The sequence below is a fragment of the Kribbella sandramycini genome (assembly GCF_013131805.1).
Classification (GTDB): domain Bacteria; phylum Actinomycetota; class Actinomycetes; order Propionibacteriales; family Kribbellaceae; genus Kribbella; species Kribbella sandramycini.
In genome coordinates, this window is sequence record NZ_JABJRC010000001.1 from 1386960 (window position 1) to 1407987 (window position 21028).

Here is a 21028-nt window from a genome sequence, read left to right on the forward strand (position 1 = left end):
GCATCATGTCCGCACAAACTTCGCCGCGAGGGTGTGAGATCCGGGGAAACGGGTATCGGCGGGGGCGGAAGGCAACGACAACCATCGAGAGAACGGGGAAAGACGATGGGTATGTTCGACAACCTGAAGGACAAGGCCACCGGCGCGGTCGACGACCACGGCGACAAGGTCAGCGAAGGCCTCGACAAGGCCGGCGAGTTCGCCAACGAGAAGACCGGCGGCGAGCACGGCGACAAGATCGACAAGGGCACCGACTTCGCGAAGGACCGCCTGGACGGTCTCGACGGCGAGAACGACGACATCGAGGACAGGAACGCCTGACCGTCGTCCCCACGGAGCGGCTGCCCTTCGGGGCGGCCGCTCCGGCCATGTCTAGGTGCGGGAGCGGACCTGGCGGCGTTTGGGTACGCATCCCTGGATGAGCGGGACGCCGTCGATCGGCGGCGGCTCCGGTGGTACGACCGGTTGGTCCGCGCTCAGCACGAGGATGCCGCGGGCCAGCAACTGGCTGAACTTCGACTGCGGGTCGTCGGGGCTGCCGAGCAGGCTGAGCATCGGGACGATGATCGCGTCCACATGCGGTTCTTCAGCAGCTTCGAGTAGCAGGCGGAAACCGTCCGGGTCGGTGAGGGCGTCGTCGAGGTGCACAGTGCCCAGAGTGTGACCTTGGAGTTTGGCTGCCTCGGCGAGCATTTGTTGTTCGGCGCCGATCTCGTAGTGCCGCAGTGAGCACCGCCGCAGGACGTATCCCAGGGCGAGTGGCTTCGGGCGGCCGATCATCATCTACTCGCCCCCGTCCGTTGTCTGCACCGACCGAGCCAGTCGGTGCACCTGGCGTCGAGTCGCCGGGTAGAGCTCGGCGTACGTGCGAAAGAGCGTTGCGTACGTCGAGGTGGTCGCTGGGTTCGGCTGGACGGTGTGGTCGAGCTGAGCCCAGTCGGTCTCCGCTGGTACGAGCCCGACGCCGATGGCGGCCATCAGGGCATCGCCGTACGCAGCTCCGATCGTTTGCGCAGGCACCTGCTGGGACAGACCGGTGACATCGCTGACGATCTGTGTCCACAGGCCGCCCTGCGTGCCACCACCAACGGCTACTACCCGCGCCGGCTGCCCCGCTGCGGCCTCGAACTCGGCGACGATCTGGCGGACGCCGCAGGCGATGCCTTCGTACGTCGCTCGGAGCAGGTGACCACGCTGGTGCCGCAGTGTCAGCCCAGCGATCACTCCACGCGCCAGCGGGTCGTAGATCGGCGTCCGCTCGCCACTGAAGTACGGGAGCATCACCAGGCCCTCACTACCGGCCGGCACTGCCGCAGCCTCACACACGAGGGTGTCGAACGGCACTCCCCCGGTCAGCTCCTGCAGCCAGTTGGTGATGATGCCGGACGTCGCCATCCCAGCAGCCAGAGTGTGTGAACCACGCTCGACGCCGGACGTCGTCCACAGCCCGCGCACACTGGTCGGAGCGGTCAGCACCTGGACGAAGAACATCGTCGAGCCGTACATGAGCATCAGATCGCCCGGACGGCGGACTCCGACGCTGAAGGCCTCAGCCCACGCGTCAACAGTCCCTGCGAGCACCGGCGTACCGACTGCGAGCCCAGTCGCGGCGGCTGCCTCGGCGTGCAGGTTGCCAACCACCTCAGCCGGCCACACCAGCCGCGGCAACGCCAGACCGGGCAGGACGGCCTCAACCCAGTCAGTTGCCCAGTCCTGCAACTGGATGTCGTAGAACGGGTCGCACTGGCTGGCTGTGTGGTGGTCGAGTACCCACTCCCCGGTCAGCCGCGCCACGACGTACGTGTGTGCGCTGAACCACCGGTCCTGCGGCTGCCAGGCGTCACCGGCTTCACGGCGTAGCCAGGCCAGCTTGGGCCCGATCGCCTGGCTGGACAGGTCTTTCCCGCAACGGACCAGGATCGCGTCCGCGCCGAGCCGAGTGGTGATCTCGTCGATCTCCGCGGTCGCTCTGGTGTCGACGCCGTACAGGATCGCCGGACGCCGAGGCTGCAGCTCCGCATCGGTCTGTACGACGCATGGGCCGAGCCCGGACACGCAGACCGCGGCGACCCGCGCTTCCGGGTGCGCTGTGGTCAGCTCGCGCAGTACTGCGACGACATCGCCCCACCAGTCCTGTTCGGCGTCCATCTCTGCCCAGCCGGGCTGCGGGAAGGTCGGTGCGTGGTCCCGGCGTGCGGTGGCGACCAGAGTGCCATCCGGACCGGTGAGCACGCCTTTCGTGCTACCTGTGCCGATGTCGACGCCGATCAGGTAGCTCATGCGGTCACCCTCCGGCGTGCGAACAGCCCGGACAAGGCAGTTCCCCAGGTGTTCAGCAAGACCATGGTGACCAGTAACAGACCCTGGCAAATGTTCACCACGTGCGAGCTGACACTGAGCGAGAGCAGACCGGCGCCGAGCAGCTGCATCGCGATCGCAGCGATCACGACACCGGCGACGGTCAGGTAGCCGCCTTCCGGATCCACACCGGCGAGGACGGCGATCACCACCGCCAACAGCACGTACGACGCGCCGTAGTCCGAGTTTGCACCGCCGGCACGGGCGGAAATGATCAGACCGGCCACGCCACCGAGCGCACCGCTCATTACGTACGTCGCCAGCAGCACTCGGGCGCGGCGGATCCCGCTGAAGTCCGCCGCGGTCGGGTTGGCCCCGACAAGCCGCATCCGGAAGCCCAGCGGTGTCTTGGCGACAACTACGCCGACAATCGCGGCCACGATCAGCATGACCCAGAAGATCAACGGGACCCCGGCCACGGTCACCAGTGCGATCCGGGTGAAGGACTCCGGCAGCCCTTTCACCACAGTGCCGCCCGATGCGACCAGCGCTAGCCCCGAGAAGAGCTGACCGGTCGCCAGCGTGGCCAGAATCGGCGGCACGTGCTTGTAGCCGACCAGCAGCCCGTTGACCGCGCCACAAGCCAGCGCGGTACCAACTGCGCCCAGCAACGCCAGACCGGTCGACTGGCCGTTCGTCATCAGCAGCGCCGCCACCACGCCGGACAGGTTGGCGATCGACACAACCGACAGGTCGATCCCGGCCGTCAGCATGGTCAACGCCATCGCGAGGCTGAGAATCGCGACCTCGGGGGACGCGAGTTCGACGTACTGAAGGTTCTGGCCGCTGAGGAAGACGGACGGATTCAGTACGCCGAAGACCACCACGATCGCCACCGCGACGACCAGCAGCCGGATGAAGCTGGCGCGGCCGCCCATCGTGAGGAGGAGAGTGCGGAAGCGCTCAGAGGGCATCTGGGGACTCCACGTCGTAGCGAGCATGTACTCGGTGCGGTAGCTCGGTGCGCGGGGGCGGAGGGTTCGATGCGGAGCATCGTGCCCTTTGCACCCGTGCGGCGAGATGCCGTGCCGAGTGCAGCGCAGTAGACGTGGGGTTCCCAGATGCCCTCTTAGGCATTGGTCACCTCCGGCGCCGGCGCGTCGAGGATGGGGCGGATGCGTTGCCTACGGCCGATCGCGGTCTGCAGGAGGATGCCGGCGATCAGCAACGCGCCCACGGCCGCGCGCTGCCAGATCGTCGGGATGCCGAGTGGGACGAGGGACGCGGTGACCAGTGAGATCAGCAGGACGCCCAGGACCGCGCCGCGCACGGTGCCCTTGCCACCGGCGATCGCCACACCGCCGAGGACGACGGCGGCCAGCGTGTCCAGCTCGCGGCCCATGAACGTCGTCGGATCCGCGCGACCGCTCAAGGTGACCGAGATGATCCCGGCCAGCCCGGCGACCGCGCCGGCGATCGCGAACACCAGCACCCGGGTGCGGGGTACCGAGATCGCGGCCCGCGACGCCGCTTCGGCGTCCCCGCCGACCGCGAAGACGCTGCGGCCGGCGATCGTGAAGCGCAGGAACGCCCAGACCAGCACGCAGACCACGAGGACGACGAGGATCAGGATGTTCAGGCTGGTCGTCCCGCGGACGGCGCCTTTGGCGGTGAACAGATGGGTGCTGCCGAGACTCTGCAGCGGTTGCGGGAGCGTCGAGATCACTTCGCCGCCGACGAACGCGAACATCGTGCCGAGGTAGATCGAGCTGGTCGCCAGCGTCGCGATCAGCACCGACGTCCGGGCCACGATCACCACCGCCGCGTTCACCAGGCCGAGCCCGAGGCCGATCGCCGTACTGAGCGCGAACACCGGCAGCGCGCCGAACGGGCCGTCGCCCTGCGGGCCGTACTTCACCGTCGCGTACGCCGAAAGGATGCCGACGGCAAGGAACGAGACGTCGATCCCGCCGGAGACCACGACCAGCATCACGCCGACCGCGAACAGGATGCCGACCATCGAGGCGGTCAGCACGTTGAACAGCGTCTGCAGGCCGAAGAAGTCGGGGAACTTCAGGCTGACCGCGAGCACCAGCAGGGCCATCAGCCCGATCAGCAGCAGCTCCTGGTTCGCCAACACCCGTCTCATGCGGTGACCGCCTCGACAACGGTGTCTTCGCGCAACTGGTCACCGCTCAGCTCGCGCACGATCCGGCCGCTGCGGACGACGAGCACCCGGTGGCACATCGAGATCAGCTCGGGCACGTCGTCGCTGATGATCAGCACGCCCAGCCCCTGCAGGGACTGCGCGTTCAGGACGCCGAGGATGTCGAACTTGGAGCCGACGTCGACGCCGACCGTCGGGCCGTTCAGGATCAGCACCTTCGGCTCGCCGACCAGCCACTTACCGAGCAGGACGCGCTGCGCGTTCCCGCCGGACAGCGAGCGGACCGGGTCGGTCAGCTTGCCGAGCTTGATCCGCAGATCGCGGACGACCGACGACTTGCGCCGTTCGATCGCCGGGCCGTTCAGGAAGCCGCGGCGGGCCGGCAGGTGCGTAGCGACGAGGTTGTCGCCGATCGGCTGGTCGAGGAACAGGCCCTGGGTCAGCCGATCGGCCGGCACGTAACCGATCCCGGCCGCGACGCCGTCGCTGAGCGACCGCACGTTGATCGCCTTGCCGAGGACCTCGACCGTCCCGGTCTGCGCGGGCCGGACGCCGCAGATCGCCTCGGCGATCTCCGTCCGGCCGGAGCCGAGCAACCCGGCCAGGCCGACGATCTCGCCCTGGCCGACCTCGAGATCGACATCCGCGAACAGGGGCTCCCGGCCGAGGCCGCGGACCCGGAGCGCCGGGGCCCGGTTCTTGTTCCGCGGGGCGACCCGGTCGAAACTCTGACTGCCGCGGCCGGTCATCGTCTCGGCCAGCGACGCGTGGGTGAACTCGTCCGGCCGGCCGCTGGTGACGACCGCGCCGTTGCGCAGCACGGTGACCCGCTCGGCGATCGAGAAGATCTCCTGCATCTTGTGCGAGATGAACGCGAGCGCGACCCCGGCCTCCTTCAGCCGGCCGACCGCCGCGAACAGCGCGTCGACCTCCTTCCAGGTCAGCGCCGTGGTCGGCTCGTCCATCGCGATGAACTTCGCCTCGTGCGCGAGCGCCCGCGCGATCGCGGTCAGCTGCCGCTCCGCGACGGTCAGCTCGCCGACCGGGATGTCCAGCTCGATCTCCACCCCGAGCCGTACGACGGCCCGCTCCGCCAGAGTGCGGGCCGCCGTACGGGAATAGAGCCGTCGCCCGCCGGCGACGGACCGCGGTAACGCGATGTTCTCCGCGGCGGTCAGGTTCGGCATCAGGCTGAAGTCCTGGTAGATGACCTCGATCCCGGCCGACAGCGCCTGACGCGGGGTCAGGTGGTCGTACGTCGTCCCGTCGACGATCACCTGCCCGGACGTCGGCCGGTGCGCGCCGCTGATCACCTTCAGCAGCGTCGACTTGCCGCAGCCGTTCTCGCCCGCGATGCAGTGCACCTCGCCGGGCCGGAACGCCACGCTGACCTCGGTCAGCGCACGGACACCTCCGAAGCGTTTGGAGACGCCGACCGCCTCGACGATGGGAGCTGACATCAGAAGTCGTAGTTGCCGATCTCGGCCCTGGTCAGCACCAGCATCGCGTCGCCGAGGAAGACCTTGGGGTTCTGTGGGGAGACCGTGAGCTTCTCATAGCCCTTGACACCCAGATCGGTCCCCGCGGCGAGTTGCTTGCCCTCCACAATCAGCTTGGCGGCGCTCAGCATCGCCTCGCCGGCCAGCTGCGGATCCCACAGATAGATCGCGTCGATCGACCCGTCGTCGACGAACGACTTGGTCTGCGACGGAACGCCCGTCCCGAACACGCAGGTGTCGTTCTGCAGACCGGCCTCCTTGATCGCGCGCGCGATCCCCGGCACGTCCTCGGACGAGGCGCCCTGGAAACCGGCCAGCTTCGGATGCGCCTGGAGCAGCTCCTTGGCCTTGCGGTACGCCTGGTCGCCGTTGTTGTTCGACTCGACCGGCGCGCTGACGCGCTTCATCCCCGGGTACTTCTGCTGCTGCAGCTCGTACGCCGCCGTCGTCCAGGCCATGTGCGTCGCGGCAGTCAGCGTGCCGACGAACTGCACGTACTCACCGCCGTCCTTCATACACGCGGCCAGGTCGGTCATGATCTTCTGGCCGTACTTCGCGTTGTCGAACGCCTCGATATCGGCGTCCACGTCGGTCAGCGCCGGGGCCTCGTGGGTGACCACCTTGATCCCCGCGGACCGGGCCTGTTTGATCACCGGGATCACCGAGCTCGGGTCCGACGGGACGATCGCCAGCGCCGCGGGCTTCTGCGCGATCAGGCCCTGGATCAGGCTGACCTGCTGCTCGGGGCTGTTGGTCGACGGGCCGGTCTGGGTCGCCTTGACGTTCGCCGTGCTCGCGAACTCCTTGACACCGGAGTTCATCCGGTCGAACCAGGCGATCCCGGTCAGCTTCACGACGTTGATATAAGCGCCGCCCGCACTGGAAGAGGAGGAGGGGGGTCCGGCGGGCGGCGCCGTCGTGCCCTGGTCGACCGTGCCGCATCCGGCGAGGATCGCGATCAGTAGGCCGCCGGACACTACCCGTGACGTCCTCAGCATGCGAAACTCCTCCTGGCGCGGTCGGCAAACCAGCGTTTGATGTCGCACGTTTCTGCACGACTCGCTGCACGAATTCGTGCAGTGCGCTCACTCTGGCGGCTGGTTCCGGTCTATGTCAATGGTTGAGTGACGGTCCGATTTCGGGCAGTTGCGACCTTACGGCCTGGTGACCGATGGTTTACAGTCGGGCACTACCCGGCGGCAAACGATTCACCGACGGACCGGCCAGAGGGAGGCGACGGATGCGGTTGCGGCTGAACGCGCGGCAGCGGGCGATCCTTCGGGAGGTCGAGGGCCGCGAGTACGTCGAGGTCAAGGATCTCGCCCACCGCCTCGACGTCGACGTCTCCACGATCCGCCGCGACCTGCAGGGCCTCGTCCGCGACGACCTGGTCGAACGCCTGCACGGCGGCGTCCGCCGGCGGACGGCCGACATCCCGGCCGTCGCGATGGCGACCACCCCCGACACCGGCGTCGACGCCATCGCGCACGCCGCCCGCCGGATGGTCCGCAACGGCGACCGGATCGCGCTCGGCGCGGGCGTCTGTATCGACCGGCTGGTCAGCACGCTGTTCGACGTCGAGGACCTGACCGTCGTCACCACCGACCTGCAGTCGGCCGAGCGGCTCAGCCGGCAGCCCAACATCCGGGTCGTCATCGCCGGCGGCGAACTCCGCGACGCGCCTGGCTCCACGGTCGTCTCGGGCGCCGCCACCGCCGAGTTCCTCGCCGCTCAGCAAGCCGACTGGGTCTTCCTCGAGGTCGACGGCATCCACCCGTTCGCCGGGATCACCACCTCCCACACCTGGCACGTCTCCACCGCCCGCGCCCTGCTGTCCGCCGGCGACCGCCGCGTCGGCCTGGCCCGCTCCCAAGCCTTCGGCGCCCGCTGCGTCGGCTTCATCGCCGAGGCCTCCGAGCTCGACCTCGTCATCACCGACGACCGCCTCACCGACTCCGAACTCCCCGCCTTCGCCGGCCGGATCGTCCGCGCCTCCCTCGACCCCACCGACGACTGGCGCACCACCCAGCCCCCCACGTACCACCCGCCCCGCCGCCTCTAGCTGCGGATCGGAACGCACGTCGCGATCGGGCGCGGGCTGGACACCTGCCACCTGCAGGCAGCCGGCGAAGACCTCACCGCCGACGTGAACGACAGCCGCGACCCACGCGCGTGATGTGGCGCTGCTGAAAGGCATCAGCAGATGGTTTCGGTACCTACCTTAAATGCCTTGCGGTGCAGGCGATCCAGGGGCGCCGCGGCCGGGATGGTTGCTAGCAGCAACTCGATCTGGCAGTGGGGTCGGGCGTTGCGGAGCTGGTCGACGACTACCAGTTCAGCGAGCAGATCCGTGGTCAGCTGGTCGAGCTCCCGGCGTACGGCGTCCAGATCGGGACCGGTCGTCGGCACCTCGTCCGGGTGGGCCGCCCAGCGCTTCAGCAAACCTCGCTGCACCACCTTGCTCGCCTCGATCTGCGCCCGGAAGAAATCCGCGGTCTCCTCAGGATCGATACCGAGCTCGATCGCCTCCGCACGCACCGCCGTCAAGATCTGCTGCTCACGCACCGGATCGTCGACCGGCCGCCCGCTGAAGTACTTCGACGCCGCCACCCGATCGCCGACCTCGATCCGCCGTACGACGAGCTCCGTCAGCTCGGCGAAGCCGACGCGAGCCGGCGCGACCGCCACGGTTGCCTCGCTCGCGAACGCCGGCGTCACCACCTGCCCGGTCGCGACGACCGCCACCACCAAGATCATCCGGCCAAGAACTCGCATCGGACCTCCACAACATCCCCAGTCGACCCGACCGAGCCTACGCGAGGCCTATGGTTTGCGAGCGCCCTGCGAGTCGACCCGGTACCAGTCGCCGGGCTGGGACTTGGGGACGTTGGCGTTCTTCGCGGCGATCGCCTTCAGGTCGGTTCCGGCGAAGTAGACGGTGATGTTGCCCTTGAACCAGATGTCCTCCGCGGGCCGGCCACACCAGAAGAGGCCGAAGTCCTGTTGACGGGGCGAAAAGGCACGGGTGACCCGGTAGTTGCCGAGGTGGTCGTAGCCGTGGATGGCAGCGTTGTGGAACTTGACGCCGTCGGCGTCCTTGATGACGCAGACCTCGACGTGCTGCCCGTTCTTACCGGCCCACGCGGAGCCCGGAGCGACAACTGACGACACGAGCAGCGCGGTGAGCACGAGGGCGCAGCGCTTCAACAGTCCTGACACGAAGACGTCCTTTCGAAGACAATTGATTGGCCGTTGCAGACTCGCCTGGTCTCGGTATCACTCACCAGGCCGTTAGGTGGTCACTCGGAGCTCACGGCGGCGTGGTGAGCACAGATCGACTCGGCAATGACCTGGAGACCGAACTGCGCGGCCGCGAGCATCGCTCGCATGACCACTCACTCCCTGGCCCAGCTCGCCGAACGGGCACAGACCGGTCTGACGGCCTCGGTCCTGTCCGTTCCGCCGTCGCTGCGCAAGGCACTCGGCATCACCGGACGGCGCATCGATGACGGGTTGGTCCTCTCGATCGCCGAAGAGCCCTACGGCATGGGCTCCGCAGTGCTCGGCCTCGGCTTCGGCCGACCAGTGGACGCCGAACTCGTCGCGGACCTGCTCGACTTCTACCGCACCGCCGGCAGCCCGACCGCCAGCTTCACCTTCGCTCCCCAGGCGCTGCCGGACCAGTGGCCGGAGATCGCCGCACAGTTCAACCTGGTCGAACACCCCATGTTCACAGTCCTCGTCCGCGAGGCCATCCGTCCCCTGGACGTCACCGGAGCGCACCGAGCCCGCCGACTGAACTCCGAGCACCTGAGCGAATGGTCGAAGCTGCAGCAGCAAACCTTCGGCCTGAAGCCGGCCCTCGGCGATCTGCTCGCAGCAACCTTGGCGACTCCCGGAATGGCAGCGTACGGCGTCTTCACCGCCAACCGCCTCGTCGGCACCGGCATCGTCCGCGTCGACGGCGAATCCGCCCAGTTCGCCGTCGGCGCCGTCCACCCCGACCACCGCAACCAAGGCATCCACACCGCCCTCATCGCCGCCCGCATCGAACACGCCCGAACCGCCGGCTGCCGCTGGCTCTTCGCCTCCGTAACAACCCCCGACAACGACGAACCCGACCCCTCACACCGCAACTTCCACAAAGCCGGCTTCATCGACCTCTACCCCCGCTCAACCTGGATCCGCCACCAGCTCCGGTCGCTAAGGACATGAGGTGCAGACTGGGACCGGGGCTCCGCACGCAGGGCTGAGCGCGCGGAACGGCCTTGGGGCGGACTACCTCATGTCGTTAGCGCCAGTCATTCGGTGGTTGAGGGACCTGGGATGCGATGCAGGAGGCAAACTGGTTGCACGGCAAGCGACAACTCCTGCGCGCCGGCCAAACCGCGCGACCGCGCGGAAACCTCGCGCGGCAGCTGGCTCAGTCGTCACCTTGGCCACCAACGAGGTGCCCTACGCACATACGAGGCTCAGTGGGTCGACAGCTGGCAATTCGATCTTGGGATCAGCGCTTGGACGTCCACCAGCAGGTCAGCGAGCACGTAGGGTCAGCGCCATGGCTGACAGGTTTGACGTGGCTGAGGCGCTGGCTGGCGGGTGCTCGGATCGGACGGGCCCGTGGGCATTCGTCAGCGCGTTCGCCGCGTCTTGGTCCGCTCCGCTGTCGCGCACTGATGGCTTCGCTTCAACAGACCTGCAGCGGGCCGAGGCCAGACTTGACCTTCGTCTTCCGGTCGCTCTCCGGGAGGCATATGCGTTGTTCGGTCGACGGCGTGACCTGGTTGCTCAGCACAATCCGCTGCTGGAGCCGGACGAGCTGCTGCTCGATCCTTCTGGGGATCTTCTGGTGTTCCGCAGCGAGAACCAAGGCTGTGCAGGCTGGGGTGTTCCGCTGACCGACTTGTCCCGTGCGGACCCACCGGTCGTTCTCTTCTCTGATCGCCTTCCGGCCGGCCGACGGCCCTTTCTCGATCGCCTATCTCTGGCATGCGTGGAAACCATCCTGAGTGAAGCCACCGCGGCTCGGTGGAGCCGGCAACGCGCGTGCCAGGCAACCCCCGACGTAGTTACCTCCCTGGAAAAGCAGTTCACCTCGATTGGGCTGCCGCCGTATCCGGCATGGTTCGAACCGACGGGACTGCCCGTCCGGTGGTTCTCTGCACCCGGTTTACTGCTGTGCCTGGAGCCCGGCCCGCAGGGGACGAGTCTGGTTGCGACCGGCAGGACGGAAGCTGATCTCCAACGCGCCCTCGAAGCGATTCCTGGCGCCTGGCCTGCGGCCACGCCTGTTGTAACGAGGCCGGCAGCCGAGGGCGCCTTCGTTCTGCCGTTCTAACGATCACGACGGCCGGCAAAGACGAGCGTCGCAGGAAACAAAGGACGCTCGTCCGGTTCGGAGATCTCCTAGACCGGCTTCGCCAACTCGACCTCGCGGCAGCGCACACCTCCCGCGGAAGCGGGTACTTCGCGCGGAAGCGCCTCGCGCGTAGCGGGAGGAGCGCGCGGGAGCACGCACCGTTTTCGGGTGGGCGCGAGCACGGCGACGGAGGAGCCGGGCGTAGTCGGCGCGTGGGATCGACCACCTTCACCCGACGACGGAGGAGCCGCGCGGGTCGGCGCGTGGGGTCGACCAGCTCATCCGACGGCGGGTTGCTCGGCGAACTGGGTTTTGTGGAGTTCGGCGTACAGGCCGCCGCGGGCTAGGAGTTGCTCGTGGGTGCCGCGCTCGCGGATGCGGCCGTCGTCCAAAACCAGAATCTGGTCCGCGTTGCGAACAGTCGACAGGCGATGCGCGATGACGAGGGACGTTCGGCCCACCAGGGCGTTGGCGAGGGCGGTTTGGACGGCGGCTTCGGATTCGGAGTCGAGGTGGGCGGTGGCTTCGTCGAGGATGACGACGGAGGGGGATTTGAGGAGGAGGCGGGCGATGGCGAGGCGTTGGCGTTCGCCGCCGGAGAGGCGGTAGCCGCGGTCGCCGACGACGGTGTCGAGGCCGTCGGGGAGGGAGTCGACCAGGGTCGCGATCTGGGCGGCTTCGAGGGCGGCGCGGAGGTCGGGTTCGGTGGCGTCGGGGCGGGCGAAGAGGAGGTTCTGGCGGATGGTGTCGTGGTACATGTGCGAGTCCTGGGTGACGACGCCGATGACGTCGCGCAGCGAGCTCTGGGTGACTTCGCGGACGTCGCGGCCGCCGACCAGGATCGCGCCGCCGGTGACGTCGTACAGGCGGGAGACCAGTGCCGCGAGCGTGGTCTTGCCGGCGCCGGACGGGCCGACGACGGCAACCATCTGGCCGGGCTCGACGGTGAAGCTGACGTCGTTCAGGACTTCGGCCCCGGTCTCGGTCGAGAGGGTCGCGACCGACTCCAGCGACGCGAGGGAGACCTCGGACGCCGAGGGGTAGTGGAAGTGGACGGCGTCGAACTCGATCGACGGCTCGGCGTCGGCCGGGAGCTCGACGGCGTCCGGGCGGTCGGCGACCATCGGCTCGAGGTCGAGGACTTCGAGGACGCGTTCGAAGCTGACCAGCGTCGTCATGATGTCGACCTGCACGTTGGAGAGCGCGGTCAGCGGGCCGTAGAGGCGGGTCAGATAGGCGGTCAGGGCAACGACCGTCCCGATCCCGAGCGCGCCCTGGACGGCGAACACCCCGCCGACGCCGTACACGAGCGCGACGGCCAGCGCCGCGACCAGCGTCAGCGAGACGCGGAAGACGCCGGCGTACATCGAGGTCGTGACGCCGATGTCGCGCACCTGCGCCGCCTTCTCGGCGAACTCGCGCGACGACTGCCGCGACCGGCCGAACACCTTGGCCAGGACGGCGCCCGCGACGTTGAACCGCTCGGTCATCGTCTGGGCCATCACCGCGTTCAGCCGGTACGTCTCGGCGGTCGCGGCGCGCAGGCGGCCGGCGATCAGCCGGGCGGGCAGCACGAAGAGCGGGAGCAGGACGAGGGCGAGCAGCGTGATCTGCCACGACATCACGAACATCGCGGCGAGCACGAGGACGACGCTCAGCAGGTTGCTGACCACGTTCGAGAGGGTGGAGGTGAAGGCTTGCTGGGCGCCGAGGACGTCGCCGTTCAGCCGCTGGATCAGCGCGCCGGTCTGCGTCCGGCTGAAGAACGCGACCGGGAGCTGCTGGACGTGGTCGAAGACCTTCGTCCGCAGGTCGTAGACGAGCCCCTCGCCGATCCGGGAGGAGAACCAGCGCTGGATCAGCGTGACCGCGCCGCTGACGATCGCGAGCAGGGCGACGACGAGCGCGAGCCAGACCACCAGGCCGGTGTTCTTCCCGACGATGCCGCGGTCGATGATCGCGCGGTACAGCAGCGGGGTGGCGGCGCCGATCGCGGCGTCGAACATCACCAGCAGCAGGAAGACGGCCAGGTAGCCGCGGTAGGGAACGGCGAAGCCGGCGATCCGGCGCAGCGTTCCGGTGGACAGTTTGTGGTGCCGGACGGAGGAGTCCTTGAGCAGCGAGCGCATCGCGCGCCCGCCGCCTGCGCCCCCGCCGGGAAGTCCGGAGATCTGTGACATCGAGGCCTTTCGGTTCGGATATACTGAGGTTACCTCACTATGAGATTACCTCACAAGACCCCGACGACTAGGCTCACCCCGTGAACGCTCCCGACGGCACCGCGGAACAGATCGCCGCCCTGCTCGACGTCCTCGTCCGCCGCCAGCGCCGGGCCGCCAAGACCGACCTCGGCGACGGCGTCACCCACGGCCGCGTCCGCGCCCTGCGCACCCTCGACCACGCCGACCGCCCGGTCCGCCTGAGCGAGCTCGCCACCCTGCTCGACATCGTCCCCCGCTCCGCGACGTCCCTCGTCGACGACCTCGAAGCCGCCGGCCTCGTCGCCCGCCGGCCCGACCCGAACGACCGCCGCGCCACCCTCGTCGCACTCACCCCAGCCGGCACGACGCTCCTCACCACCATCCGCCGCAACCGCCGCGACGCGATGGTCACCCTCCTCGACCGCCTCACCACCTCCGAGCAGACGACCCTGCACGACCTACTCACCCGCCTCGCCGCCGACTGAACGATCGGAAGCGGGCCACACGTACGGGAGATCCGCCGGCTCGTCGAAGTACTGGGCGTAGTAGCCGGGGTCCTTGCGGAGCAGCGCCGATCGATGGCTGCGATGGACGGCGTCGTCGCCGAGCCAGGGCGGCGTGGCGCCGGCGCGCGTGAGCTCAGCCTGATTGCGCGGTACGCCGATGTCGCGCGCCGTCCGCAGATCGGCGAGCATCGTCGTCCGGCAGGTGTCGGCCCCCCAGCGCCGTCCAGGCTGCGCAGATCTCGAGACCGCCGCGGTCGCCGCGAAGTCGGGATAGGGCAGGAAGGACTGCACGGGGTTCCGGTACCCGCGGTGAATCCGCTCGTCCGGCGCTGCGGCGGGACGGGATGGTTGCCAATGGCTACTATCCGGATGTGCGAGCACGGGTTGAAGGCGCCATGCGGGTTCTGCTCGCGGTGGCCGGGGTGGCGCTGGTACTGATCTTGTGGGTGATCTCGGTTCCGGTGTGGGGGACGGTCGTCACCCTGCTGCTCTGGGATGCGCTCGCGGTGGTGTTCCTGGCGCGTCAGTTCTACACAATCCGGCGGGCCCGGAGCACGGAGAGCAGTTGGTTGCTGCCCGCACGCTGGATGCGACTCCGGTACGGCGCACTGCTCGTCGCCAGCGCGGCCGGCCTGTCGAGCGGGCTACTCGTCGTCACGGTGGACGCCTTGGCCGCCGACGTCGACACCAGCTACCCCCACCTCGCCACCCTGCGGATCCTCGCCGCGCTCACTGTCCTCCTCGCCTGGCTCACCCTCCACACCGGCTACGCCATGCACTACGCCAACCTCTACTTCACCCACGACACCGGCCTCACCTTCCCCGGCCCCACCCGCACCCCCAACCTCCTCGACTTCACCTACTTCTCCTTCACCATCGGCACCGCCTTCGCCACCTCCGACACCACCATCACCACCCACCCCCTCCGCCACGCCGCCCTCTGGCACTCCATCCTCGCCTTCTTCTACAACACAGCAGTCCTCGGCATAGCCATCACCGCCTTCACCGGCAAGTAGCCCGTGGATTGAGCGGATCGCGCAATCCACCGAGCCACCGCCACGACTGCTGGTTGGGTCGGGGGTATGCGCACACCGAAGACTTCACCGGGCCGAGCGATCGAGCTGGTTGGGGCCGATCACCAGTTGCTCAAGAACACGATCGCCGGGCTGAGCGAGGCTGAGCTGCGAGCGCCGTACAGCGTTGCCGATGGACCGCTCGGCCATTTCTGCGAATCGCTACATGATCTCGTCGGGCATGTGCTGATGTGGGACGAGATCAACCTGGCCGTACTCCGGGACGCCCGCAACGGGCGGTCGCACTGGAGCCTCGGCGCAGCCTGGGAGACGCCCGAGCTCGGGCGCGCGCTCAACATCGGCGGGGTCGAGTCGGCGCGACACATTCCTTCGGAGCTGCTCGTGCAGCGGCTCGACAGCGTCCATGCCGCGTTCGTCGCGGAGATCGAGCTGTACGACGACGCCGCGTGGGCCGATCCGGCGACGGGCGGTGGTTTCGACGGTGGGGTCGGGGCGCTCGCGGAGTACATCACGGCGCCGCCGAACGACAACGCCTTCGGGCATGCCGCGAAGCATCTGGTGGCCAAGTGATCATCTCCGGACCGGCTTTTGCGGCCGACACCGACGCGCTGCTGCGGCGATTCGCCGCCGAGCCGGCCGGCCCCGAGCTCGATCCCTACCAGGCACTGCTCCTCGACCGCGAGGAGTTGCCCGATCCGGAACTGGCCGGCCCGCGAGATCCACGCGCGACCACCCAGGACCTACAGATCGAGCTCGCCGGTCGCAGCCTCGAAGCGCGGCTCCACCGGTCGGCCGCCCCGCGCGGGCCGGTGCTGCTCTGGCTGCACGGCGGCGGCTTCGTCGGCGGCCACTTCCGCGACATCGAGTACGCGACGTCGAGATTCGCTGCCCTCGGCAACCGCACCGTTGTCTCGCTCAACTATCGACTCGCCCCCGAAAACCCTTACCCAGCAGGCTTGGACGACGTTCTCGACACCTTGGCCTGGATCCGCGCCAACCTCACCGACGGCCCGATCGCCGTCGGCGGCCAGAGTGCCGGCGCCGCGCTCGCGGCCGGCGCCTGCCTGGTTGCCCGCGACAACGGACTACCGATGCCGGCTCAGCAGATCCTCTGCTACCCAAGTCTCGATCTCGACCAGGACACCGAGTCGTATCGGCTGTTCGACGGAACGTTCCTGAGTATCGCCCCCGGCCGCTGGTCCTCGGCGCAATACTTCCCACCCGATCCGCCCGTGGGCGCACTCCCCTTACGGGCCCACTCGCTCGGCGGCCTGCCCCCGGCGCTCATCCTCGCGGCCGGGCGCGATCCGCTCCGCGACGACGCTCGCCGGTACGCCGAGCGGCTGATCCAGGACGGCGTACCGGCGCGGTTGGTCGAGTACGCCGACACCATGCACGCGTTCCTGAACTTCCCCGGTGTGCTCTCGGCCGGCCGGCATGCGGTGGAACTGATCGGGGCGGAGCTGCGTCAGTGCTCGGAGTGATGGTTGAAGAATCGGCCGGGGTCGCCGGCTGCGCGCGGCCCGGAGGCGAGCCAGCTGGCGAACTCCTCCGGGTGCCGCCGTTCGAGCTCGTCGAGGAAGGCGCGGCGGACGTCGACGGTCGCGGCCCAGCGACCCTGAGCGGCGGATCGGCCGAGCTCGGCGAAGCTACGCCGCCAAGCCAGGCAGAGCTCGGCGTCGGTCAGGGCGGAGAGGTCGAGAGCGAGGTGCAGGTCGTCACCGAGGACGGCGTCGAACGTCTTCTCGGTGACGGCGACGACGACCGTCGGAGCGGGCTCGGCGGGTTGCACGCGGCCGGGTGGTGAAAGCCGGCCGAGCGCCGTGAGAGTCGGCGGCGCGGAACCCGCGACCAGGAGAATCAACCAGAACACCTGGAGCCCGGCGGCACTGCCGTATCCGACGATCGCGAGCACTGCGGCGCCGCCCAGCGCCGCCCAGCGAGGTGCCGCGAGAGCAGTCTCGCGATGCGTCCGGCCCCACGAGACCCCAAGGCTGACGGAGATGGCGGCGGCCATCACCGCGCCGAGCAGGAAGGCCGCGAGATTCGGCGCCAGGCCGACCAGCACCACCGCGGCCAGTACTCCGATGCCGGTCAGGACGCCGACCGCCGTTCGCCAGATCCGGTGATACCGCTCCACGATGCACCTCCACTGCCCCTCTAGTGCCCAGCCGTATGCGCGACCCTCCCGAGCGTTCGCGCGACCAGCGCGCCAACCTGGTCGAGCTCGATCAGAAAGCCGTCATGTCCGTACGGCGAAGCGATCGTGTGGACGCCGTCCGCATCGGGACAGGCGGCCACCAACTCGGCCGACAGCGACGGCGGGTACAGCCGGTCCGAGTCGACGGCGGCGACGACCAGCCGGGCCTTCAGACCGGCAAGCGCGGCGGCGAGATCGCCGCGACCGCGGGTGATGTCGTGACTGTTCATCGCGCGGGTGAGGACGACGTACGAGCCGGGGTCGAACCGGCCGGCCAGCTTGGCCGCGTGATGGTCGAGGTAGGACTCGACGGCGTACCGGCCGCCGGTCGCCGGGTTCTCGCCGGTCTGCGGCGACCGGCCGAACCGGGCGGCGAGCTCGTACGACGATCGGTACGTGACGTGCGCGATCCGGCGGGCGATCCCGAGGCCGGCGATCGGCGCGCGACCGCTGCCGTAGTAGTCGCCGCCCTGCCAGTCGGGGTCGGCGGTGATCGCGGCCAGCTGCGGCGCGCACCAGGCGATCTGGTCGGCCGAGGCATAGCCGGTGGAGGCGAGGACGATCGCCGTCCCGACCCGATCCGGGAACATCAGCGGCCACTCGATCGCGCGCATCCCGCCCATCGAGCCGCCGATCACCGCGGCCCACCGATCGATGCCGAGGGCATCGGCCAGCGCGGCCTCGGCGGTCACCTGGTCGCGGATCGTGATCGCGGGGAACCGGCTCCCCCACGGCCGCCCGTCCGGCGCCTGGCTGGACGGGCCGGTGCTGCCCTGGCAGCCGCCGAGCACATTCGCGGCGACGATGTGCCAGTCGCGCGGATCGAGGTACCGGCCGGGCCCGATCAAGCCGTCCCACCACCCCGGTGTCGGCTGTCCGGGCCCGGCCGGACCGACCACATGCGCGTCGCCGGTCAGCGCGTGGCAGATCAGGACCGCGTTACCGGCCTGCGGATTCCCCCAGGTCTCGTACGCGATCCTTGCCCCGGGCAACGTCGTACCGCTCTCCAGCAGCAGCTCGCCGACGTCGGCGTGACGTCGCCCGGGACCGGTCATCAGGCCGACTTCGCCGCGGCGAACCCGACCTCGAGGTCGGCCAGGATGTCCTCGACGTGCTCGATCCCGACCGCGAGCCGGACCAGGCCGGGCGTCACGCCGGAGGCGAGCTGATCCTCGGCGGACAGCTGGCTGTGCGTCGTGGACGCCGGGTGGATGACGAGCGAGCGGACGTCGCCGATGTTGGCCACGTGGCTGTGCAGCTGCAGCGCGTCGACGAACCGCTTCCCGGCGTCCACCCCGCCCTTGATCTCGAACGCGACCACGGCGCCGGCGCCGCGCGGGGCGTACTTCTGCGCCAGCGCGTGCCACGGCGAGGACTCCAGGCTCGCGTAGGCGACGCTGTCGACCTCGTCGCGCGCCTCCAGCCACTTGGCCACCTGCAGCGCGTTGTCGACGTGCCGTTCGATCCGCAGCGAAAGCGTCTCCAGCCCCTGCGCGATCAGGAACGCGTTGAACGGCGAGACCGCGGGCCCGATATCGCGCAGCCACTGCACCCGGGCCTTGAGGATGAAGGCCAGGTTGCCGAGGTCGGAGCCGACGCCGAGGTCGCGGCCGTAGGTGAGGCCGTGGTAGCTCGGGTCCGGCGTGTTGTAGCCGGGGAACCGCTCCGGGTTGGCCGCGTAGTCGAACTTGCCGGAGTCGACGATCACGCCGGCGATCGCCGTCCCGTGGCCGCCGAGGTACTTGGTCGCCGAGTGGACGACGACATCCGCGCCGTGCTCGATCGGGCGGATCAGGTACGGCGTCGCGACCGTGTTGTCGACCACCAGCGGGACGCCGTACTCGTGCGCGACCCCGGCGACGCCCTCGATGTCGAGGATCTCGCTCTTCGGGTTCGCGATCGTCTCGGCGAAGAACACCTTGGTGTTCGGCTTGATCGCGGCCTTCCAGGACTCCAGGTCGTTCGGGTCCTCGACGAACGACACCTCGATCCCGAGTTTCGGGAACGTGTAGTGGAACAGGTTGTACGTGCCGCCGTACAGGCTCGGGCTGCTCACCACGTGATCGCCGGCCTCGGCGATGTTCAGCAGTGCGACGGTTTCCGCCGCCTGACCGGAAGCCACCAGCAACGCCGCCGTACCGCCCTCGAGACTCGCGATCCGCTGCTCCACCGCGTCCTGCGTCGGGTTCTGGATCCGGGTGTAGATGTTCCCGAACTCCTTCAGCCCGAACAGACTGGCCGCATGGTCGGTGCTGTCGAACGTGTACGACGTCGTCTGGTAAATCGGCAACGCGCGAGCCTTCGTCGTCAGGTCCGACGTCTGCCCGGCATGGATCTGCCTGGTCTCGAACGACCAGCTGGGCGCGGTCTCAGTCATGGCTTTCCTCTTCTCGGATCACAGCAGGTGATCGAAAGAGTACTAATCCAATCGACTTACTACGCCAAATCTCACTCTCCGGACACCACCCCGGCGCGCTGTCGATTTTTCCGGGCGCCGTTCGTCAGGGGGTGAGAGCGACTACTTGGAGGGTTTCGATGAAGGCTGATGACATCTTTCCGATCGTGACGACCGGGGATCTGCCGCGGTTGCTGGAGTTCTACGGCGCGGGGCTGGGCGGGGAGGAGTACTACCGGATTCCGGCGGAGGGCGCGGCGGCGTACGTGGCCTTGCGGTTCGGGACGGCGTCGTTGGGGCTGGCGGCTGGGGAGGCGACCGGCGCGGCGGCGATCGCGTTGTGGGTTTATGTGGATGACTGCGACGCCGCGGTGGAGCGGGCGCGGGCGGTGGGGGCCGAGGTGGTGGAGGGGCCGGCTACGCAGGCTTGGGGAGAGCGGATTGCGCGGGTGCTGGATCCGGATGGGAATCAGGTGGTGCTGGGGCAGCGCGCGCCCTAGTCGGGGAGGATCGGGGGCATGGTGTTTCGGGTCGGGTTGGTGGGGACGGAGAGCAGTCATGCGGATGGGATCGTGGGGTATCTGCGGTCGCGGCCGGAGGCGGCTCGGGTTGTGGCGGTGGTGGGGCCGGCTGACGAGCGGAACCGGGGGCTGGCCGGGGATGGGGTGGTGGTGGCCTCAGCGGGTGAGTTGCTGGGGATGGTTGATGCGGTGATTGTGACCAGCCGGGACGGCGCTGCGCATCGTCAGCTGGCAGTGCCGTTCTTGGCGGCTGGGGTGCCGGTCTGGGTGGACAAGCCGTTGGCTACGCGGGTGGTTGATGCGGAGGCAATGATGGCGGCGGCCCGGCGGGGTGGGACGACGGTGACGTCGTACTCGGCGTTGCGGTGGCTCCCGGATGCGGAGGGGTTCGGGCGCGGGCCGGCGGTGACGGTGAGCGGGCCGGCTGATCCGGGGAGTGTGTACGGCGGGATCTTCTTCTACGGGATCCATGTGGCTGACTTGGCCCAGCGGCTGGCGCCTGGCGAGCCGGGGCCGGTGGCCGTGACACACGAGGACGGCGCGATCGTTGCGCGCTACGAGTGTGGCGGGGTGGCGGTGACGCTGCGGTTCGTCGCGGAGGGGCCGTTCGAGGTCGAGGTGGCCGGCTGGGGACGGCGGGAGATTCGGCTGGACGCCGACTACGTCGTACCGGGTGTGCAGGTGTTTCTGGAGATGCTCGCCTCGGGGGTGGCGCCATTGGAGGACGCGACGATGCTGGCGCCGATCAGGGTGTTGGAGCAGGTGCGGGCACAACTGGCGGGTCTTCGGGCAGGATGAACGGCACCGGGACGGCGTGGGGTGCGTCGGACCATACGCTCGGGGAAGTT

General features: G+C 68.9%; 23 protein-coding genes. 10 read left to right on the forward strand and 13 right to left on the reverse strand.

Annotated features, from left to right (window positions below; genetic code table 11):
* Positions 1-105 precede the first annotated feature (105 nt).
* Positions 106-321, forward strand: a complete 216-nt coding sequence (locus HPO96_RS06095) for an antitoxin (RefSeq protein WP_171671697.1) — start codon at positions 106-108, stop codon at positions 319-321.
* 51 nt (positions 322-372) lie between these two features.
* Here the strand turns inward: HPO96_RS06095 and HPO96_RS06100 are convergent, their stop codons facing one another.
* The 6 genes from HPO96_RS06100 to HPO96_RS06125 form a co-directional block, all read right to left on the reverse strand.
* A complete protein-coding gene (locus tag HPO96_RS06100; RefSeq protein WP_171671699.1) occupies positions 373-783 on the reverse strand; it encodes a serine integrase family protein in 411 nt (136 codons plus the stop codon).
* The gene (locus tag HPO96_RS06105) at positions 784-2280 is read right to left on the reverse strand and encodes an FGGY-family carbohydrate kinase (protein WP_171671701.1); all 1497 of its coding nucleotides are present in this window, start codon (positions 2278-2280) and stop codon (positions 784-786) included.
* On the reverse strand, positions 2277-3272 hold the full coding sequence (locus HPO96_RS06110; RefSeq protein ID WP_171671703.1) for an ABC transporter permease: 996 nt from the start codon (positions 3270-3272) through the stop codon (positions 2277-2279). The genes HPO96_RS06105 and HPO96_RS06110 overlap by 4 nt, the downstream gene beginning before the upstream one ends.
* 155 nt (positions 3273-3427) lie before the next feature.
* Entirely contained in the window at positions 3428-4447 is a 1020-nt protein-coding gene (locus tag HPO96_RS06115; RefSeq protein WP_171671705.1) for an ABC transporter permease, read from the reverse strand.
* Complete coding sequence (locus HPO96_RS06120) at positions 4444-5925, reverse strand: sugar ABC transporter ATP-binding protein (RefSeq protein ID WP_171671707.1); 1482 nt, start codon at positions 5923-5925, stop codon at positions 4444-4446. Before HPO96_RS06120 ends, HPO96_RS06115 begins: the two co-directional genes overlap by 4 nt.
* On the reverse strand, positions 5925-6962 hold the full coding sequence (locus HPO96_RS06125; protein WP_171671708.1) for an autoinducer 2 ABC transporter substrate-binding protein: 1038 nt from the start codon (positions 6960-6962) through the stop codon (positions 5925-5927). Before HPO96_RS06125 ends, HPO96_RS06120 begins: the two co-directional genes overlap by 1 nt.
* A 242-nt stretch (positions 6963-7204) precedes the next feature.
* On the opposite strand from HPO96_RS06125, the gene HPO96_RS06130 reads away from it, so the two are divergent.
* The gene (locus tag HPO96_RS06130) at positions 7205-8026 is read left to right on the forward strand and encodes a DeoR/GlpR family DNA-binding transcription regulator (RefSeq protein WP_171671710.1); all 822 of its coding nucleotides are present in this window, start codon (positions 7205-7207) and stop codon (positions 8024-8026) included.
* 134 nt (positions 8027-8160) lie between these two features.
* Here HPO96_RS06130 and aroQ read toward each other — a convergent pair whose 3' ends face one another.
* Positions 8161-8739: a gamma subclass chorismate mutase AroQ gene (aroQ, locus tag HPO96_RS06135; RefSeq protein WP_202885513.1), complete on the reverse strand. Its 579-nt coding sequence runs from the start codon at positions 8737-8739 to the stop codon at positions 8161-8163.
* 48 nt (positions 8740-8787) lie between these two features.
* Positions 8788-9183, reverse strand: a complete 396-nt coding sequence (locus tag HPO96_RS06140) for a hypothetical protein (protein ID WP_171671712.1) — start codon at positions 9181-9183, stop codon at positions 8788-8790.
* Between the two features lie 168 nt (positions 9184-9351).
* Between HPO96_RS06140 and HPO96_RS06145 the strand changes: the two genes are divergently transcribed.
* Together HPO96_RS06145 and HPO96_RS37550 are read left to right on the forward strand one after the other, a co-directional pair.
* On the forward strand, positions 9352-10179 hold the full coding sequence (locus tag HPO96_RS06145; RefSeq protein ID WP_171671714.1) for a GNAT family N-acetyltransferase: 828 nt from the start codon (positions 9352-9354) through the stop codon (positions 10177-10179).
* Between the two features lie 343 nt (positions 10180-10522).
* Positions 10523-11302: a hypothetical protein gene (locus tag HPO96_RS37550; protein ID WP_202885514.1), complete on the forward strand. Its 780-nt coding sequence runs from the start codon at positions 10523-10525 to the stop codon at positions 11300-11302.
* 299 nt (positions 11303-11601) lie between these two features.
* Here the strand turns inward: HPO96_RS37550 and HPO96_RS06155 are convergent, their stop codons facing one another.
* Entirely contained in the window at positions 11602-13452 is a 1851-nt protein-coding gene (locus HPO96_RS06155) for an ABC transporter ATP-binding protein (RefSeq protein WP_238354704.1), read from the reverse strand.
* A 131-nt stretch (positions 13453-13583) separates the two neighbouring features.
* Here HPO96_RS06155 and HPO96_RS06160 point away from each other — a divergent pair, with 131 nt between their 5' ends.
* Positions 13584-14009: a MarR family transcriptional regulator gene (locus HPO96_RS06160; RefSeq protein WP_171671717.1), complete on the forward strand. Its 426-nt coding sequence runs from the start codon at positions 13584-13586 to the stop codon at positions 14007-14009.
* On the opposite strand, the gene HPO96_RS06165 is transcribed toward HPO96_RS06160, so the two are convergent.
* Positions 13983-14321, reverse strand: coding sequence for a hypothetical protein (locus HPO96_RS06165; RefSeq protein ID WP_171671719.1), 339 nt, complete (start codon positions 14319-14321; stop codon positions 13983-13985). The genes HPO96_RS06160 and HPO96_RS06165 overlap by 27 nt on opposite strands.
* 80 nt (positions 14322-14401) lie before the next feature.
* Between HPO96_RS06165 and HPO96_RS06170 the strand changes: the two genes are divergently transcribed.
* The 3 genes from HPO96_RS06170 to HPO96_RS06180 all read left to right on the forward strand — a co-directional run bounded on the left by HPO96_RS06170 (position 14402) and on the right by HPO96_RS06180 (position 16548).
* Positions 14402-15046, forward strand: a complete 645-nt coding sequence (locus HPO96_RS06170; RefSeq protein WP_171671721.1) for a DUF1345 domain-containing protein — start codon at positions 14402-14404, stop codon at positions 15044-15046.
* A 66-nt stretch (positions 15047-15112) separates the two neighbouring features.
* Positions 15113-15634: a hypothetical protein gene (locus HPO96_RS06175; protein WP_171671722.1), complete on the forward strand. Its 522-nt coding sequence runs from the start codon at positions 15113-15115 to the stop codon at positions 15632-15634.
* Entirely contained in the window at positions 15631-16548 is a 918-nt protein-coding gene (locus tag HPO96_RS06180; protein WP_171671724.1) for an alpha/beta hydrolase fold domain-containing protein, read from the forward strand. Before HPO96_RS06175 ends, HPO96_RS06180 begins: the two co-directional genes overlap by 4 nt.
* Here the strand turns inward: HPO96_RS06180 and HPO96_RS06185 are convergent.
* From HPO96_RS06185 to HPO96_RS06195, 3 genes are read right to left on the reverse strand one after another with little or no spacing between them, the layout of a single operon-like run.
* On the reverse strand, positions 16533-17204 hold the full coding sequence (locus tag HPO96_RS06185; RefSeq protein ID WP_171671726.1) for a hypothetical protein: 672 nt from the start codon (positions 17202-17204) through the stop codon (positions 16533-16535). The two genes, HPO96_RS06180 and HPO96_RS06185, sit on opposite strands and share 16 nt — an antisense overlap.
* A 20-nt stretch (positions 17205-17224) precedes the next feature.
* Positions 17225-18319 carry a homoserine O-acetyltransferase MetX gene (gene metX, locus HPO96_RS06190; RefSeq protein WP_171671727.1) on the reverse strand — a complete coding sequence of 365 codons (1095 nt, stop codon included), beginning with the start codon at positions 18317-18319 and terminating at the stop codon, positions 17225-17227.
* Complete coding sequence (locus tag HPO96_RS06195; RefSeq protein ID WP_171671729.1) at positions 18319-19641, reverse strand: bifunctional o-acetylhomoserine/o-acetylserine sulfhydrylase; 1323 nt, start codon at positions 19639-19641, stop codon at positions 18319-18321. Before HPO96_RS06195 ends, metX begins: the two co-directional genes overlap by 1 nt.
* Positions 19642-19799: 158 nt before the next feature.
* On the opposite strand from HPO96_RS06195, the gene HPO96_RS06200 reads away from it, so the two are divergent.
* Both HPO96_RS06200 and HPO96_RS06205 read left to right on the forward strand, forming a co-directional pair.
* Positions 19800-20159, forward strand: a complete 360-nt coding sequence (locus HPO96_RS06200; RefSeq protein WP_171671731.1) for a VOC family protein — start codon at positions 19800-19802, stop codon at positions 20157-20159.
* An 18-nt stretch (positions 20160-20177) separates the two neighbouring features.
* A complete protein-coding gene (locus HPO96_RS06205) occupies positions 20178-20978 on the forward strand; it encodes a Gfo/Idh/MocA family oxidoreductase (protein WP_171671732.1) in 801 nt (266 codons plus the stop codon).
* The last annotated feature ends 50 nt before the right edge of the window (positions 20979-21028 follow it).

Bases quoted from the DNA above. Each gene is read 5' to 3' on its own strand.
- HPO96_RS06095 (WP_171671697.1), top strand. From the start codon at position 106: ATGGGTATGTTCGACAACCTGAAGGACAAGGCCACCGGCGCGGTCGAC.
- HPO96_RS06100 (WP_171671699.1), bottom strand. From the start codon at position 783: ATGATGATCGGCCGCCCGAAGCCACTCGCCCTGGGATACGTCCTGCGG.
- HPO96_RS06105 (WP_171671701.1), bottom strand. From the start codon at position 2,280: ATGAGCTACCTGATCGGCGTCGACATCGGCACAGGTAGCACGAAAGGC.
- HPO96_RS06110 (WP_171671703.1), bottom strand. From the start codon at position 3,272: ATGCCCTCTGAGCGCTTCCGCACTCTCCTCCTCACGATGGGCGGCCGC.
- HPO96_RS06115 (WP_171671705.1), bottom strand. From the start codon at position 4,447: ATGAGACGGGTGTTGGCGAACCAGGAGCTGCTGCTGATCGGGCTGATG.
- HPO96_RS06120 (WP_171671707.1), bottom strand. From the start codon at position 5,925: ATGTCAGCTCCCATCGTCGAGGCGGTCGGCGTCTCCAAACGCTTCGGA.
- HPO96_RS06125 (WP_171671708.1), bottom strand. From the start codon at position 6,962: ATGCTGAGGACGTCACGGGTAGTGTCCGGCGGCCTACTGATCGCGATC.
- HPO96_RS06130 (WP_171671710.1), top strand. From the start codon at position 7,205: ATGCGGTTGCGGCTGAACGCGCGGCAGCGGGCGATCCTTCGGGAGGTC.
- aroQ (WP_202885513.1), bottom strand. From the start codon at position 8,739: ATGCGAGTTCTTGGCCGGATGATCTTGGTGGTGGCGGTCGTCGCGACC.
- HPO96_RS06145 (WP_171671714.1), top strand. From the start codon at position 9,352: ATGACCACTCACTCCCTGGCCCAGCTCGCCGAACGGGCACAGACCGGT.
- HPO96_RS37550 (WP_202885514.1), top strand. From the start codon at position 10,523: ATGGCTGACAGGTTTGACGTGGCTGAGGCGCTGGCTGGCGGGTGCTCG.
- HPO96_RS06155 (WP_238354704.1), bottom strand. From the start codon at position 13,452: ATGCGCTCGCTGCTCAAGGACTCCTCCGTCCGGCACCACAAACTGTCC.
- HPO96_RS06175 (WP_171671722.1), top strand. From the start codon at position 15,113: ATGCGCACACCGAAGACTTCACCGGGCCGAGCGATCGAGCTGGTTGGG.
- metX (WP_171671727.1), bottom strand. From the start codon at position 18,319: ATGACCGGTCCCGGGCGACGTCACGCCGACGTCGGCGAGCTGCTGCTG.
- HPO96_RS06195 (WP_171671729.1), bottom strand. From the start codon at position 19,641: ATGACTGAGACCGCGCCCAGCTGGTCGTTCGAGACCAGGCAGATCCAT.
- HPO96_RS06200 (WP_171671731.1), top strand. From the start codon at position 19,800: ATGAAGGCTGATGACATCTTTCCGATCGTGACGACCGGGGATCTGCCG.
- HPO96_RS06205 (WP_171671732.1), top strand. From the start codon at position 20,178: ATGGTGTTTCGGGTCGGGTTGGTGGGGACGGAGAGCAGTCATGCGGAT.